12 protein-coding genes and 3 pseudogenes are annotated in these 14106 nt (G+C 35.2%); all 15 read left to right on the forward strand.

Annotation, left to right across the window (positions count from 1 at the left end):
* Positions 1-3 precede the first annotated feature (3 nt).
* Entirely contained in the window at positions 4-882 is an 879-nt protein-coding gene (gene kdsA / locus LEP1GSC059_RS18305) for a 3-deoxy-8-phosphooctulonate synthase (RefSeq protein ID WP_020981237.1), read from the forward strand.
* Complete coding sequence (locus LEP1GSC059_RS18310; RefSeq protein WP_017214726.1) at positions 866-1285, forward strand: CBS domain-containing protein; 420 nt, start codon at positions 866-868, stop codon at positions 1283-1285. The genes kdsA and LEP1GSC059_RS18310 overlap by 17 nt, the downstream gene beginning before the upstream one ends.
* Before the next feature lies 1 nt (position 1286).
* Positions 1287-2216, forward strand: coding sequence for a putative sugar O-methyltransferase (locus tag LEP1GSC059_RS18315; protein WP_017214727.1), 930 nt, complete (start codon positions 1287-1289; stop codon positions 2214-2216).
* 4 nt (positions 2217-2220) lie between these two features.
* Positions 2221-3003 carry an HpcH/HpaI aldolase family protein gene (locus LEP1GSC059_RS18320; RefSeq protein WP_017214728.1) on the forward strand — a complete coding sequence of 261 codons (783 nt, stop codon included), beginning with the start codon at positions 2221-2223 and terminating at the stop codon, positions 3001-3003.
* A gap of 3 nt (positions 3004-3006) precedes the next feature.
* Positions 3007-3801 (forward strand): SDR family oxidoreductase, encoded by a 795-nt coding sequence (locus LEP1GSC059_RS18325; protein WP_017214729.1) that lies wholly within the window; start codon positions 3007-3009, stop codon positions 3799-3801.
* A gap of 273 nt (positions 3802-4074) precedes the next feature.
* Positions 4075-5147 (forward strand): IS3 family transposase gene (locus tag LEP1GSC059_RS18335; protein WP_420323973.1). Its coding sequence is split into 2 segments (ribosomal slippage): positions 4075-4324 and positions 4324-5147, totalling 1074 coding nucleotides; the frame shifts between segments, so codons are not numbered across the junction.
* Between the two features lie 51 nt (positions 5148-5198).
* A pseudogene (locus LEP1GSC059_RS18340) lies at positions 5199-5717 on the forward strand (phytanoyl-CoA dioxygenase family protein); the annotation flags it as partial.
* Positions 5718-5744: 27 nt separating this feature from the next.
* A complete protein-coding gene (locus tag LEP1GSC059_RS18345) occupies positions 5745-6488 on the forward strand; it encodes an SDR family NAD(P)-dependent oxidoreductase (RefSeq protein WP_017214733.1) in 744 nt (247 codons plus the stop codon).
* Positions 6485-7261, forward strand: a complete 777-nt coding sequence (locus LEP1GSC059_RS18350; RefSeq protein WP_017214734.1) for a cytidylyltransferase domain-containing protein — start codon at positions 6485-6487, stop codon at positions 7259-7261. Before LEP1GSC059_RS18345 ends, LEP1GSC059_RS18350 begins: the two co-directional genes overlap by 4 nt.
* A gap of 77 nt (positions 7262-7338) precedes the next feature.
* Entirely contained in the window at positions 7339-8931 is a 1593-nt protein-coding gene (locus tag LEP1GSC059_RS18355) for a hypothetical protein (protein ID WP_020981216.1), read from the forward strand.
* A gap of 12 nt (positions 8932-8943) precedes the next feature.
* A complete protein-coding gene (locus LEP1GSC059_RS18360) occupies positions 8944-9507 on the forward strand; it encodes a KdsC family phosphatase (RefSeq protein WP_017214735.1) in 564 nt (187 codons plus the stop codon).
* A gap of 82 nt (positions 9508-9589) precedes the next feature.
* Positions 9590-10534 (forward strand): glycosyltransferase family 2 protein, encoded by a 945-nt coding sequence (locus LEP1GSC059_RS18365; RefSeq protein WP_017214736.1) that lies wholly within the window; start codon positions 9590-9592, stop codon positions 10532-10534.
* A gap of 838 nt (positions 10535-11372) precedes the next feature.
* A complete protein-coding gene (locus tag LEP1GSC059_RS18370; RefSeq protein ID WP_017214737.1) occupies positions 11373-12110 on the forward strand; it encodes a class I SAM-dependent methyltransferase in 738 nt (245 codons plus the stop codon).
* Between the two features lie 1039 nt (positions 12111-13149).
* Positions 13150-13377: pseudogene (locus tag LEP1GSC059_RS24435) on the forward strand (IS5/IS1182 family transposase); the annotation flags it as partial.
* A gap of 147 nt (positions 13378-13524) precedes the next feature.
* A pseudogene (locus LEP1GSC059_RS24925) lies at positions 13525-13813 on the forward strand (IS5/IS1182 family transposase); the annotation flags it as partial.
* Between the last annotated feature and the right edge of the window lie 293 nt (positions 13814-14106).

Genomic DNA, 14106 nt, shown 5'->3' on the forward strand with positions numbered 1-14106 from the left:
TATATGAAACCAAAAATGATCGAAGTTGGATACGGAAATGTATCAAAAGTAAAAATAGGTGAAACCCTGCCTCTTGTCTTTATTGGAGGTCCTTGTGCTATTGAGTCTAAAGAGCACACATTTATGATGGCCAAGCGTATTCAGGAAATTTGCAATCGTGTTGGAATTCCTTGGATTTTAAAAGCATGTTATGACAAAGATTGTCGTTCGGCGCCGGATAGTTTTCACGGTCTTGGATTGGACGATGGTTTGAGAATTTTGGCCGATGTAAGAGATGAATTTGGAATACCCGTTACTTCCGATTTTTCCGATGCTTCATGGGGAGCGGCCACCGGTGAAGTCTGCGATTTGGTTCAAGTTCCGGCTTACCTTTGTCGCCAAACGTCGATTTTACGAGCGGCCGCTTTGACAAAAAGACCGATTCATCTGAAAAAAGGACAATTTATGAGTCCTTGGAATATGAAGAATTCGGTAAGGAAAATCGAAGCAAACGGAAATCATCAAATTTTGCTTACGGATCGTGGAACTTTTTTTGGATATAACATGCTTGTAAACGATTTCAAATGTTTTCCGATCATGGCGGAAACTGGTTATCCGGTCTGTTTTGATGCTACACATTCAATACAACTTCCTACTTCTATGGGAAATATTTCCGGCGGTCAGAGAGAATACATTCCTCATTTAGTAAGAGGGGCAGCAGCTTGCGGAATCAACGCTTTGTTTATGGAAGTTCACAATGATCCCCAAAACGCAAAATCGGATGCCAACACCGTACTTGATATTCAATACTTGGAAAGAATTCTTTTTCAAGCAAAACATATGCACGAACAAAGATTGGAACTTTTAGCAAAGTGGGGAGAAGACAATGTCCACAGAAATTAATCGTAATAAACTAGTAAGAGAAGTTATGCTAAAATTAGATTCGTTTCCTATACTCAATGAAACGACAATTCTGAAAGAAGCATTAGAAACGATGGGAAAGTTTAATTTAGGAATAGCTTGTATTGTTGATTCTAATTTAAAGTTATTAGGACTTGTGACGGATGGAGATATTCGTAGAAAACTATTAAAAGTTCAAAAACCCTTCTCAGCACTTTTCGTTGATGATGCTTTAGAACACTGTATAAAATCACCAATATGTATTAACCCTGATGCCAAACTAATTGATGGTGTGAACTTGATGGGGGCGAAACACGTATGGGATTTACCAGTAGTAGATGATAATCTTAGTCTTGTAGGCTTGTTACATTTGCATCCTGCTATTAGTTCTATTTTAGGGGAATAAAATGATTTTTTTTGGGGTAGAATCTAAAAAAATACTCATAAAAAATCTCAAAGATGATGAAAATGTAACCTCTTCTCATTGGAAAAAATATCATCAAGATTTTGATGTGAATGAGGATGGTGGAATCGATGGAATAATTGGCTTTGGGGATGTAGAAACAAAATACTCTTGGGCCAAGATTCTTATTCATACTTATTTTCAGAGATTTTTTAGAAAAATAGCAAAAAGATATAGTGGATTTAAAGATTTAGATGCTAAAATGTCTGAAATTTTGAATCTTCAAAATCGGGCTTATAGTTTGGATGCACTGAGGCAAACTATAACTTTGGCTTTTTTGAAAGATCATATAAAGAATTATAAAAATATAGATGTAGCCGTAGTTATTGGTGATGGATTTGCTTCTATGGCTTCGCTTTTACTCGTAAGTAAATTTGTAAAGAAAGTTGTTTCGATAAATTTATCTAAAACTCTATTTGTAGATTTAGAATATTTTTCTAGAATTTCAAGTTACTATAACTTTAATTATTGCCTGCTAACTGAAAAAGAGGATTTAAAAAACATTTTCAATGGCACTGCAGATTTTATTGCAATTCAAGCATCCAATCAAAAGTTTCTACAATCTATTCCAGCTGATTTAATTATCAACATTGCTTCTATGCAAGAAATGAATCATGAAGTTATTCAACAGTATTTTGAAGACATGAGAATTATATCCAGAGAGAAAGAGATTCTATTTTATTGTTGTAATAGAGAAGAGAAAACACTACCAGATGGAACCGCGATAATTTTCAAAAAATATCCATGGAAAGAATCTGATGAAATTCTAATAGATGAGTTATGTTCTTGGCACCAAGAATATTACGCCTTACGACCTCCCTTTTATAGAAGATATGACGGACCGATCAGACACAGATTAGTAAAATTAAATTAAAGTTATGATTCCAAAAAAAAGAAAAGAAATTAAAAATAAACTCAGAAATCGGGAAAGAGTATTTGGAGGATGGGTATCCTATGCTCATCCTTCCATAACGGAAACATTTGCGAAAGCAGGGTTTGATTTTATTGCGATTGATATGGAGCATTCTACCATATCGTTAGAACAGGCACAGCGGATTATTGCTGCGAGTCAATCGGAAGGATGTATTTGTTTGCCAAGACCGGTTTCACATTCCAATGATTGGACAAAACCGTTATTGGATTCTGGTGCGGACGGAATATTGTATCCTATGGTCCAAACGAAAGAAGAAATTCGATTTCTTGCTGATATCAATAAATATCCTCCTACGGGAAAAAGAAGCTTCGGTGTAAATCGAGCTCAAGAGTATGGATTTACATTCGATGGATATGTAAAAGAATGGAATGAATCTTCCATCTTGATGCTTCAGATAGAATCGATTCAAGCTGTGGAGAATATTGAAGCTTTGCTTGCTTTCGAAGAAGTTGACGGTGTTATGATCGGCCCGTATGATATGTCTGGATCCTTGGGAGTTCCTGGGCAAACAACACATCCGTTAGTTTTAGAAGCTTCTAAAAAAGTAATTCTTGCCTGTGAAAAATATGGAAAAAGTTGCGGTTCGCAAATTGCGGACGTAACTGAAGATGCGTTGGAAAAACATTTCGATCAAGGGTATACGTACTCAATTTTAGGATCCGATCTTTTTGTACTTTGGAAATGGGCCGAATCCATGAAAACAATGATGTCGTCTTTTAAGAGTTGAACGATGGAAAAATCAAAAAATAATTATATTACAAACTTATTTAATTTGGAGAATAAGGTCGCGGCTGTGATTGGCGGTGGCGGGCATCTTTGCGGAGAGATGGCAAAAGGATTTGCTCGGGCGGGATGTAAGGTCGTTGTAATTGATTTGCGCAAGGAAAAAGCGGATCAGGTAGCGGATGAAATTAAAGCGGAGGGTTATGCGAAACCTATAACGTTTGCTCTGGATGTTTCAAAAAAGGAAGAGCACCAAGCCTGTTTAAAAGCAATCTTATCCGAATTCGGTGATTTGGATATTCTGATTAACGGGGCGGGAATAAACGGACCAAGTCCTTTTTTCGAGATATCATTGGAAGAATGGAATTCTATTTTGGATTCTCAGATAACCGGCACTTTCTTAGGATGCCAAGTTTTCGGAGAATACATGGTACAGAAAGGAAAGGGATCGATCATCAATGTTTCTTCGGCCTCTGCCGGTCCCCCGTTATCAAAAGCATTTACATATTCCGTCGCAAAGGCGGGAATCAAAAACTTAACCCAAAATTTAGGAAGAGAGTGGGGAACCAAGGGTGTAAGAGTCAATGCCATTCGTCCCGGCTTTTTTCCAACGGAATGGAATCGAAAAAACTTTATTTCCCCCGAGAGAGAAAAATCAATTCTTACTCATACGCCGATGGCGCGTTTCGGAGAACCGAATGAATTACTCGGTGCGATCCTTTGGCTTGCATCGGATGCTTCCGGTTTTGTAACAGGTGCGGAAATCGCGGTTGATGGCGGTTTCTCCTGCATGACGATTTAAATGAAAATCACATACATGATTCTTGGTTACTTTAGAATATAACAAATTAAAATATCATGAAATTGCTCGGAGAGGAATTACTTTTGAACTATCCGATATAAAAAGTTATGATCAGGTCATCAAAGAATTTGCGTCATCAAGTTTGAAGATATTTTTGTCGCAGGATCCTACCTATATTCGAACTTGGTTAAATGAAACTGACCTAGCCCCCGAATTAAGGACCAGCTGAAATTGTGAAAATCCTCCTGATGTATAATAAATTTGGAGGAAGCAATGAAGAAGCGATATAGCGAAGAACAAATCCACAAAGTGTTGAAAGAATCGGAGTCAGGGGTCTCGACCCCTGAAATCTGTCGAAAGTATGGAATCAGCGGAAATACATTTTATCGCTGGCGTTCGAAATACGGCGGAATGGAGCTGAGTGAATTAAAGCGAATGAAGTCCTTGGAAGAAGAGAACGGCAAGCTGAAAAAGCTTTACGCAGAATTGGCTTTGGAAAACGAAGCGATCAAGATGTTACTTGAAAAAAAGTGGTAAGCCGGGAACAGAAACAGGAAGCGATCATGCTCATCAAACCAAAACTTGGCGAACGAAAATCTTGTCGTCTTCTGAAAGAATCTCGAACCGGCTTTCGAAACAGATTCAAATTCTTTGATAAAGATAAGGAACTCAAAGAGCGCATCCGGGAATTGGCATACAAACATAAAAGAGCGGGTTACAGGCAAATCCATGATTTTATACGAAAAGAAGAGAGAGTGAATCACAAACGAATCTATCGATTGTATGTGGAATTGGGCTTGAAATACCGAATCAAACAAAGGCGCAAACGATTGCCTTTGCCAACGGTTCCTAAACTTTTACCGGGAGCGTTTGGAGAAAGATGGTCGATGGATTTTATGTCGGACTCGCTTTATTCAGGAAGAAGATTCAGAATCTTGAATATAATCGATGACTATGGTCGTTTAGCAATAGCGACTCAACCGGAGTTCTCAATTCCTTCCGAGAGAGTTGTAAGAATTTTGAATGAAGTAATCGAAGTTTACGGTCTTCCGAAACAAATCGTCGTAGACAACGGTCCGGAATTTACTTCAAGATCTTTTTTGAAATGGACACAGGAGAAAGGAATCGATATTCATTTTACGACTCCCGGAAAGCCGACTGAAAATGCTTTCATCGAAAGTTTTAACGGTAAGATGCGAAACGAATGTTTGAATGAAAATTGGTTTAAAAATATTGAAGAAGCACAACGCCTTGTCGAAGATTGGAGGAACTTCTACAATTCTGAGAGGCCACATAGTTCTCTCGGGGGACGAACTCCCGAAGTATATTTAAGGTGCTCTGCTTAAGAGGATTTTAACTCATTACACTGGCACTAAAAACGGGGGCATCTCAAAACAGTTCTTGAATTAATTGAACAGTATATGGGAGTTAGACCTTATTTGGCTGAAGCATATATACGAAGAAATTTTCCGGCAAAATATAAAGTAATGAATCATTTTTGGCATCGAGACAGAAATCATCCGGATCATTTACTCAAAGCTTTCCTTTTTTTGACGGATTGTGAAATTGAAAACGGTCCGCACGAATACATTGCGGGTTCGGTTATTGATCGGCAACTGGACGGAAAACCGTATTTTTCCGAAGAAGAAGTCGATTCCATTTATCCTAAGGATGATTATCGAAGGATCAAGTCCATTGTAAAAGCTGGAACGATTATTTTGGAAGATACCAGAGGACTTCATCGAGCGACAATTCCTACAAAAGGAATTCGAGATTTAGGTTTCGCCGTTTTTGTTCCTCATCCTTTTTATTCAAGTTGGGAAAGTAAGTATTATAATATAGATAAAAAACTGTTTCATAGTCTCTCGAAGAGACAGAAAGAATATATACCAAAGTCATTTATTCAAAAAAGCTAATTATTAAATTAAGATATATAGGTTAAAATGGCAAAAACGGCTATTATCACGGGTGGAAATAAAGGAATCGGATTAGGTATTACGAAGGTTTTTTTAGAGGCAGGCTATCACGTCATCGTAGGAGCGCGTTCGGAAACGGATTTTTCTCAATTAGGCGATAAGGTGCGTTTCGTTCAAGCAGATGTTCGAAACGAAGCCGATCATAAAAAATTGGCCGATGAGGCGCTTACGTGGACCGGTCGACTCGATGTGTATATCAATAATGCGGGATTTTCCGAGTGGAGACCCATTGAAAAAATTGATGAACAGTTTTTCGATTTGATGATTTCTACAAATTTAAAAGGAGCTTTTTGGGGTTCAAAGGTGGCTTCCTCTCACCTAAAAGAGGGAGGTTCCATCATTAATATTTCGAGCCTTGCGGGAAAACGAGGAAGTTCGAATAACTCTTTATACGTTGCTTCTAAGTTTGGGATGAACGGCTTAACTCAGTCTCTCGCAAAGGAATTAGGCCCTCGAAGGATTCGAGTTAATGGAATCTGTCCGGTTTTAGTTTCAACGGATGGATTGTTGGAGGCATTGAACCAACCCGATTCCCCTGCAAAAGGAAACCCCGAAAAATTTTTATCAGAATTTACAAAAACAAATTCAGCGTTAGGACGTTTACCGACTTCCGGAGAGGTTGCTTCTTTGTGTTTGTTTTTTGCCTCTGAAGCTGCTTCGGCGATTACAGGTCAAAATATAAACGTGGATTGCGGGGTGTTCCCACAATGAAGAAAAAAATTATCGCAGTCATTCCGGCGCATTTAGCATCCGTCCGTTTTCCTAAAAAGGTTTTATTTGAGATCTATGGGCTTCCGATGATCGAACACGTTCGAAGAAGAGCCGTATTATCTGGTGCTTTCTCCGATGTAATCGTTGCAACTTGTGACGATGAAATAAAATCGCTTATCGAAAGTTTCGGGGGGAAAGTTATTCGGACTGCAAATACGCATAAGAATGGAACTACCAGAGTTGCAGAGGCGATAGAAAGGGTGGAATGTTCCCATGTGATTCTCTTACAAGCGGATGAGCCCTTACTTCTTCCGGAAGATTTGACGTTTTTTGTGAAGAGAATTCAAGAAGATATTTCCGATACCGTCGCATGGAATGCAACCGGTCCGATTGAACATCCGGAAGAATTGGATCGTCATTCTTTCGTAAAATGTTTTGTAAATGCGCAGGGTAGAATTCAATTCTGCTTTCGAAGATCCCCGTGTTACGGTAAATTTGAAGATACCCAAAAAATGATAAGAAAGATTTTAGGGATCATCGCCTATGAAAAGAATTTTCTGATTCAGTTGGCTAAAATGGAATCTGCAAATTTCGAAATCATAGAATTCATCGAACAGATGAGAATTGTAGAAAATGAGTTTAAATTGGTTTCAGTTCCGTTAGAACACACTTTACCTTCGATCAACGAGCCTGGTGAGGTGGATGAGGTTTTACAAAAACTTAAAACTTCGGAATTACAAAGTCGCTATTTGTCTTCGGTTTTAAAATTTTAACCGAACGAAATGCAAATACGTTCATTTAGATTTTTTAAATTGTTAAATTAACCCGTAATATTGAATCCAATTTAAATATGGATAATTACGAAAACGCAAAGAAGGAATACGACAACTACATTTATCTGTGTAATCAGTTGTTTAAAAAAGATTCTTCATGGTGGTTTACGCCTTCTTCGTCAAGAGAAAGATTTGGTACGGATGTTCAGGATCGTTACGTCGGAATCATTAAGAATTTAAAAGGTTTTGAGAAAAAGAAATTATCCGAGTCTAAGACGTTCTATCATAACGTACACTCCGGAAAATTAGCGATTTATAAAGAATTTTTAAATTTTGTTAGACTTGCGTTAATTTTGCTTTACCATTCAATCCGGAACATCTGGTTTGTAGCTCTAATTTCAAGAAAGGATTTTGATTTTGCTTTTATTCGACCATTACATCCGTTAAAGGCGAATTTTGATATAAACAACGTTTTTGATCATTATTTCGGGGAATTACCCTCCGTTTTAATAGGGTATAACGCTAAAGTAGCAATCTTGGGACCCGCCGATCCAGGCATAGTATGGAAATCGAATATTTGCAATCGGGAAAACTTAGAAATTGCGAATTTGTTTAAATACTTTTCTTTCGGCTCGTATTTAAAATGGATTATAAATGTTATATACGAATACTTTAATGAATTAAAGCTTCCTTCGTCCTATTCGCCGTATACAGAAATATTGTCTCAACTTATTTTGAGGGAGTTTAGGGAATCTTTTTTAAAAAGAATCTGGAGTTTTGCTTATTATTTATCCTTTACGAATTTTTTGAAACTAAATAAGAAAACTTTTGTTATTCATACCTACGAAAATAATTCGTGGGAACGTGCGATTGACAGAGCTTGCCAGGAAAATTCCAGTAAAGTAAAAAAAAACGTAGGGTTTATTCATTGTTCAATTTTAGAATCACATAGAAAATACGCGCTATTTCGTGATGAATGGCATTTGAAACCTAGTCCAGAGGAGATTATAGTTACCGGTCCGAATGCAAGAGATATTCTGCTAAAACACGACGGATATGAACGGAGTACGATAAAAGTCGGATATGATTTGAGAGGGCCAAATCTTCTCAATATCAAAAATAGAAACGGCCAGAATGAGAAAATAAATTCAATTTTAATTTTGTTAGAAGGCTTGAATACTATGCCGAAACTTTTGGAATTAGCGATGACGACGATTCTAAATACTTCGGATAAACAAGTCTACGTTCGATGTCATCCCGTTTATCCGATTTCGAATTCTTCCTTTACCTCCGTTCGAAAACATCCGCTATTTCAAAAGGTGATTGTTTCTGAAAATCGATCTTTGGAAGAAGATTTACTTCAAGCCGATCTGGTAATTTATAAAGGTTCTACATCAGCGTTGTATGCGGGTTTTATGGGAATTCCACTATTACGTTTTAAGGATGATTGGTGGTTTTCTGACGATCCGCTAAAATATTGTAGCGCGTTAAAAAAAGAATTTTACGATTCAAATTCCTTATTGGACGGGATTTCTTTTTTTGAAAAAATGAATCCTCAAGAATATGTTTCGCAAAAGGAAATGCTAAGGGAGTATATTTATCAATATATGATGCCTTATAAAACCGAGGAATTGAGGAAGTTTGCCGTGAATTATCTTCTTTCCGGCTGATAATAATCCCCAATGAAAAAACTGCTCAAAAGAATTTTTCGGATTCGTTTTCGAAACGAGGATATTCTTAAAAACTTGAAATTAGTTATTATTGATATCGACGGTGTTTTAACCGACGGGAAATTATATTATAATGAGAGCGGAGAGTTTTTTAAAATTTTCGACGTAAAAGATGGGTTGGGAATAAAACTTCTACACCAAGAAGCAACTGTAGCTTTTTTAAGCGGAAATCCTTCGGAGATAATTGCAACGAGAGCGCGAGCGTTGGGTATAGAACATTGTTATATCGGAATTGAGAACAAGAAGGAATCGTTATTATCATTAATGTATCAGTTAAAGGTAAGTAAGGATGAAGTCGCCTACATAGGCGACGATCTGAATGATCTATCAGTTAAGCAATTGGTAAAACTTTTCGTTTGCCCCTCGGATGCACATTTATTAGTGAAAAATAAGTCCGATCTAATATTGAAATCGGCCGGCGGAAACGGGGCAGTTCGAGAGTTCGCTGATCTTGTTTTAGAAGCGAAAGGAAAATTTCATGACTACGCAAATGGAATCGCAAAGAGCAATGTCTAAGTTTTTTGAAATGAAAAATTCGAAGAAAAGAATTCTTTTCTTTTTCTTAACTTTGCACTAATTCGAATATAACTAAAAAAGAATGAATCGATATATCAGCAAGGATATCTGTGTTTTAGTTCCAACCAAAGACCGTCCTCATAAAATCGTTAATTTACTAAAAAGTTTAACCCAACAAACGGAAAAAGTCGGTCGTGTTATCATCGTTGCAAGTGGAGCCGATATATCCGCTTTGGTGCGCACTTTCGAAAGTTTACTTCCGGTTGAATATTATTATTGCGAACCGGCAGGGCAAATTCGACAAAGGAAGATGGGAGTTTCGAAATTAAATGAAAAGACTAAACTTGTCGCAACTTTAGATGACGATATCATTTTAGAATCCGATGCGGTTGAAAAAATTATCAAATTTTGGAATCAGGTAGAGCCTGAAACCGCGGGAATTGGATTTAACATTACAAATATGGAAACCCATCGATCCAGTTTTTGGAAAATTTTGTTTTATCTCAGTTCAAAACGACCAGGAGTTGTTTTAAAAAGTGGTTTTCCAACTTCTATTACAAATGTAACAGAGAATATCAAAACGGAATGGTTAAATGGGGGGGCGACTACTTGGAGACAGGATATATTAATTGCAAATATTCATAAGAAGAGTATTGATGCTAAATGGGCCCCTTGTGAGGATCTGATTTTCAGTTACCCAATTGGAAAGATGAATCCAATGTATGTTTGTGCTGAATCAAAAGTGATTCATGATGACGTAATAATGAGTCAACTTACTTTTTCTCAACTTTGGTATCGAGGTGAAATTCTTTCAGTTTGGATGATTTTTTTTGTTTCGCAATATTCAGATTTAAGCATTTTAAAATCTTCGATAGCTTTATTTGCAATTGCATTGGTTAATATACTAAAATATTTTATTTTGTTTAAATTTAAATTGCTTGGTATGGAGTTTGGTAGAATTAAAGGGCTTTGTTTGGCTCTTATTTCAGTCTTAAAAAAAAGAGAATTGTCGGATATTGTATCTTAGAGATTTTTAAAAGTCTGATTAATTTTTTTACAATGTTTTGTTTCTTTAGAATTATGAAAAGTTGTAACTCAGAAAAGAAATTGGAAATACCTTAAACCAAATTTGTAAAAGTTTAGATTGCAAAAGGAATTGCTGGTGATATATAGTAACGGAGTATTTTTTTTAATTTGAGATGTAGTTTTATGTTTGTTGAATTGTTACTCGGTTTGTTCCAAAAGCTCAAAAGTCATAAACAAAAATATTTTAGAAGTTTCTAATAAAGTATTGGATTATAGTTCTACAGATTTAGTTGCATTGGAATATTATTGATGTCTGTGTAATAAATTATCTTTAATTTATGTATGAATCGCCATTTAAAAGTTAAGTTTTCGACAATCTATGCCATACTCAGTAATAATTTAAAAGTTTTGGGGTTGATCCTTAGAGATTAGCTAAAGATTAATGGTTCTTACTGTTCAAAGCAGGACAATAGAATACCTAAGTTTCTATCTCTAAATGAGGGTTTGTATTAAAATTCATGATATTTACTATGAGAATGGTTTCTTTGTTACTAAAACGCTTTTCATTGTAATAAAAATTGGCTTTAGAGATAAAAAATAACAACACTCTGTTATATATCTATAGTAAGATCAAATTTCTGTAAAAACTTATTGTCTGGTGAACATGAAGCTAAAAAATTCATTAAAATTGATTTTTAGGTATATTCAATTTCTTGTAAATACTTAAAGTTTTACCATATTTTAAAATCTTCTTTGAGATGTTGTTTGATGGTATTTTTCAACCATTAAATATTCAAAATAATGAAGGTTATAAATTAGAAAGTTTGAAAAAATAAAAAATGGCAATTGAAAAAAGATACACTGACGGATCCTATTTGCAAAAAAATCCAGGTTGGGATAGAGAAGATTCTCCTTGGAAAGTAGAACAAGTAAATGCAATTCTTCGAAAGTTTGATATGAAGCCAAAAACAATATGTGAGATTGGTTGCGGCACTGGAGATAATTTGTTGCATATAGGGAATGAATTTGTCTTTGCTCAGTTATTTGGTTTTGATATCTCGCCACAACTTGCGCCTTTTTGGAAAGAAAATATAAAAAATAATTCTCTGAAAAATCGTTTAAAGTTTTATCTAGGTGATTTTCATTCGTTGAATAAAAAGAAATACGATTTGATTTTGATGTTAGACGTCTTCGAACATGTAAGAGACCCGTTTACATTTCTTGAAAAGTCTTTAACATTTGCGAAATACTTTGTTTTTCATATTCCTTTGGATTTAAGTGCTTTATCTGTATTAAGGAATACTCCTTTGCTAAACGTTCGCGAAAAAGTTGGTCACTTGCACTATTATACTAAAGATTTAGCTTTGGAAACACTTAAAGATTCTGGTTACGAGATCTTGCATTGGAATTATACTCAGGCTTCGTTGTTTTCTCCAAGTCGATCTTTAAAGACAAGGATGATGTCAATCCCTAGAAAAATTTTCTATTGGATTCATAAAGACTTAGGTGTTAGGTTATTGGGAGGAGAAACACTGATCGTATTAGCAAAGGCTAAGGCTCTTAATTTGAATATATGAGGAATTTTAAGTCTTTATACAACGCGAAATAATCTGTCGCAATTATTTATTCGCTTTTTTGATCCTGGATTAGTCATTTTTTTTCTTTTAGCTTTTTCTTTTATATTAAAGTTTCTCAGTCTTTATTTTCTGAATGGGATGAGTTTTCACATTAGGGATTTACTGCACCGGAAATATTTTTTCAGAATTCATTTACAATAGCTGAAAGTGCATTATTTTTAAAGATATATCCATGGCTCTATCTCAGTATTTGTTAATTAAGTTTATTGGTTGGTCCGAGGAAATACTTACTGGGCACAGTCTTTATTAATCTTATCCGGAGTTGTTACTTTTATTGAAGGAATGGGTTGGCGTAAATGGATTCAAATTTTTGCTGCGCTAAGTGTTGCTTTTTTTCTGGTCTTTATATTTGGATACGGTTTGCAAAATCTTTATGTGGGTAACGTGCTTGGTCTTCTTTACGGAGCAGCCATTGTGTCTGGTATTCGTTCAAAAAACACTGCTCCGAGAACAATTTTAAGACTTCTGCCTATATTATTTGTCTTACCTATTATAAATAGCTGTAGGTTTGATGTTAGGTATTTTTGCAGCTATAATTCTTATTTGTGATTAATTTTTAAAAATAAAAAATACTTTTTGGGTTGATGGCCAAATTTAAAAAAAAGTAATATTCGAAATTCTTTTTTTGTTTGTACTTATTATTTTTACACAAGTGTAAAGTTGGTATGCAAAGAAATCGTGTTTTAAAGTAATTTTCAAAACCTCATTTTCATTTTCGCAGATAGAAAAAAGTTTTTCTTTTTTCTTATGTGTTAGCTTGTAAGTATTATTGTTTTATCTAGATCTCGTCGAAAACTTAAGCTGTAAGCTATTAATAATTGGCTTACTTTAATGTTTATTTGTTTTGTAACATATACATTTTGCCTTTTAATTATGTATTTAAATTAGATTTATTGAAAAATTTCATAGTGGCGATCAATAAACTGCTTCAATCGACTGTTTCCATGAAACAGAAACTAAGTGGCGAATTAATTTTTCAACAAATCTAATCTACAGCATTCATTCTCCGGAAGTGGAATGTATTTCTAAAGGTAAATCTTATAAGAGATATGAGTTTGGTTGTAAAATAAGTTTAGTTACCACCAGTAAATCCAATTGGATTGTTGGAGTTCAAGCATGGTATCGAAATCCGTATGATGGTCATGCTTTGAAAGATGCCATCAATCAGATGGAAAAGATTGTTGGTTTCCGACCGAAGAAAGTCTATGTGAATGTTTTAAAATTTCGACTCGGTCTGAATTTAGTAGGGTCCCTATAAAAATGTCTTTTTTTAACAAACTCCAAATGTTTTTCAAAGGATCCTTATAGTTCAACCATTCTTGAACTCAGCATTCGCTTCTATTGGCGCTCGACGGGTTACAAAGAAGGCGATCATCATCCCGAGGATGTGCAAGTTCATCTTTCCAATAAAAGCAGAAATAAAATGACTCGTTGGGGATGGATCGAAGATCTGCTATTGAATTGGTTATTTCTCGTCTGAAATACGATCACAATACGATTCGGAATTTTCTCAAAGGTAAAGAAGAAGATCGTATCAATACTTTATTCGCTGTTGCTAAGTTTAATTTCTCTAAGCTCATTCGAGCTTTTTATCCTTATTTTTGAAAGCTTATATTTCTCCTTTTTTCATCTTCGCTATTTGATTCCTTTCACTTTTTCAGGGACGACTAAGGTCTTTTATTTGTGTTTTGTTTTGATATATTTTAAGTCATTTTTGTTTGTTTTTTTCAGTGGTGGTATTTTTTAAGGGTTGTAATTTTATGATATTGATTCCTATAAAATTGAATGCTGTAAATTTTAATCACAAAATCCTGTTTCAATAAAGAATGTCGGATACTCTATTATGATTCTCAGCAGGAATTCAAAACGTAAATTTTTGTGTTCTTATTAATTTTAATTTCCAATTGCCTTCGATTTTCGTTTAAAAAAATGGGGA

It is taken from the genome of Leptospira noguchii serovar Panama str. CZ214 (assembly GCF_000306255.2).
Taxonomy (GTDB): Bacteria; Spirochaetota; Leptospiria; order Leptospirales; family Leptospiraceae; genus Leptospira; species Leptospira noguchii.

Bases quoted from the DNA above. Each gene is read 5' to 3' on its own strand.
- kdsA (WP_020981237.1), top strand. From the start codon at position 4: ATGAAACCAAAAATGATCGAAGTTGGATACGGAAATGTATCAAAAGTA.
- LEP1GSC059_RS18310 (WP_017214726.1), top strand. From the start codon at position 866: ATGTCCACAGAAATTAATCGTAATAAACTAGTAAGAGAAGTTATGCTA.
- LEP1GSC059_RS18315 (WP_017214727.1), top strand. From the start codon at position 1,287: ATGATTTTTTTTGGGGTAGAATCTAAAAAAATACTCATAAAAAATCTC.
- LEP1GSC059_RS18320 (WP_017214728.1), top strand. From the start codon at position 2,221: ATGATTCCAAAAAAAAGAAAAGAAATTAAAAATAAACTCAGAAATCGG.
- LEP1GSC059_RS18325 (WP_017214729.1), top strand. From the start codon at position 3,007: ATGGAAAAATCAAAAAATAATTATATTACAAACTTATTTAATTTGGAG.
- LEP1GSC059_RS18345 (WP_017214733.1), top strand. From the start codon at position 5,745: ATGGCAAAAACGGCTATTATCACGGGTGGAAATAAAGGAATCGGATTA.
- LEP1GSC059_RS18350 (WP_017214734.1), top strand. From the start codon at position 6,485: ATGAAGAAAAAAATTATCGCAGTCATTCCGGCGCATTTAGCATCCGTC.
- LEP1GSC059_RS18355 (WP_020981216.1), top strand. From the start codon at position 7,339: ATGGATAATTACGAAAACGCAAAGAAGGAATACGACAACTACATTTAT.
- LEP1GSC059_RS18360 (WP_017214735.1), top strand. From the start codon at position 8,944: ATGAAAAAACTGCTCAAAAGAATTTTTCGGATTCGTTTTCGAAACGAG.
- LEP1GSC059_RS18365 (WP_017214736.1), top strand. From the start codon at position 9,590: ATGAATCGATATATCAGCAAGGATATCTGTGTTTTAGTTCCAACCAAA.
- LEP1GSC059_RS18370 (WP_017214737.1), top strand. From the start codon at position 11,373: ATGGCAATTGAAAAAAGATACACTGACGGATCCTATTTGCAAAAAAAT.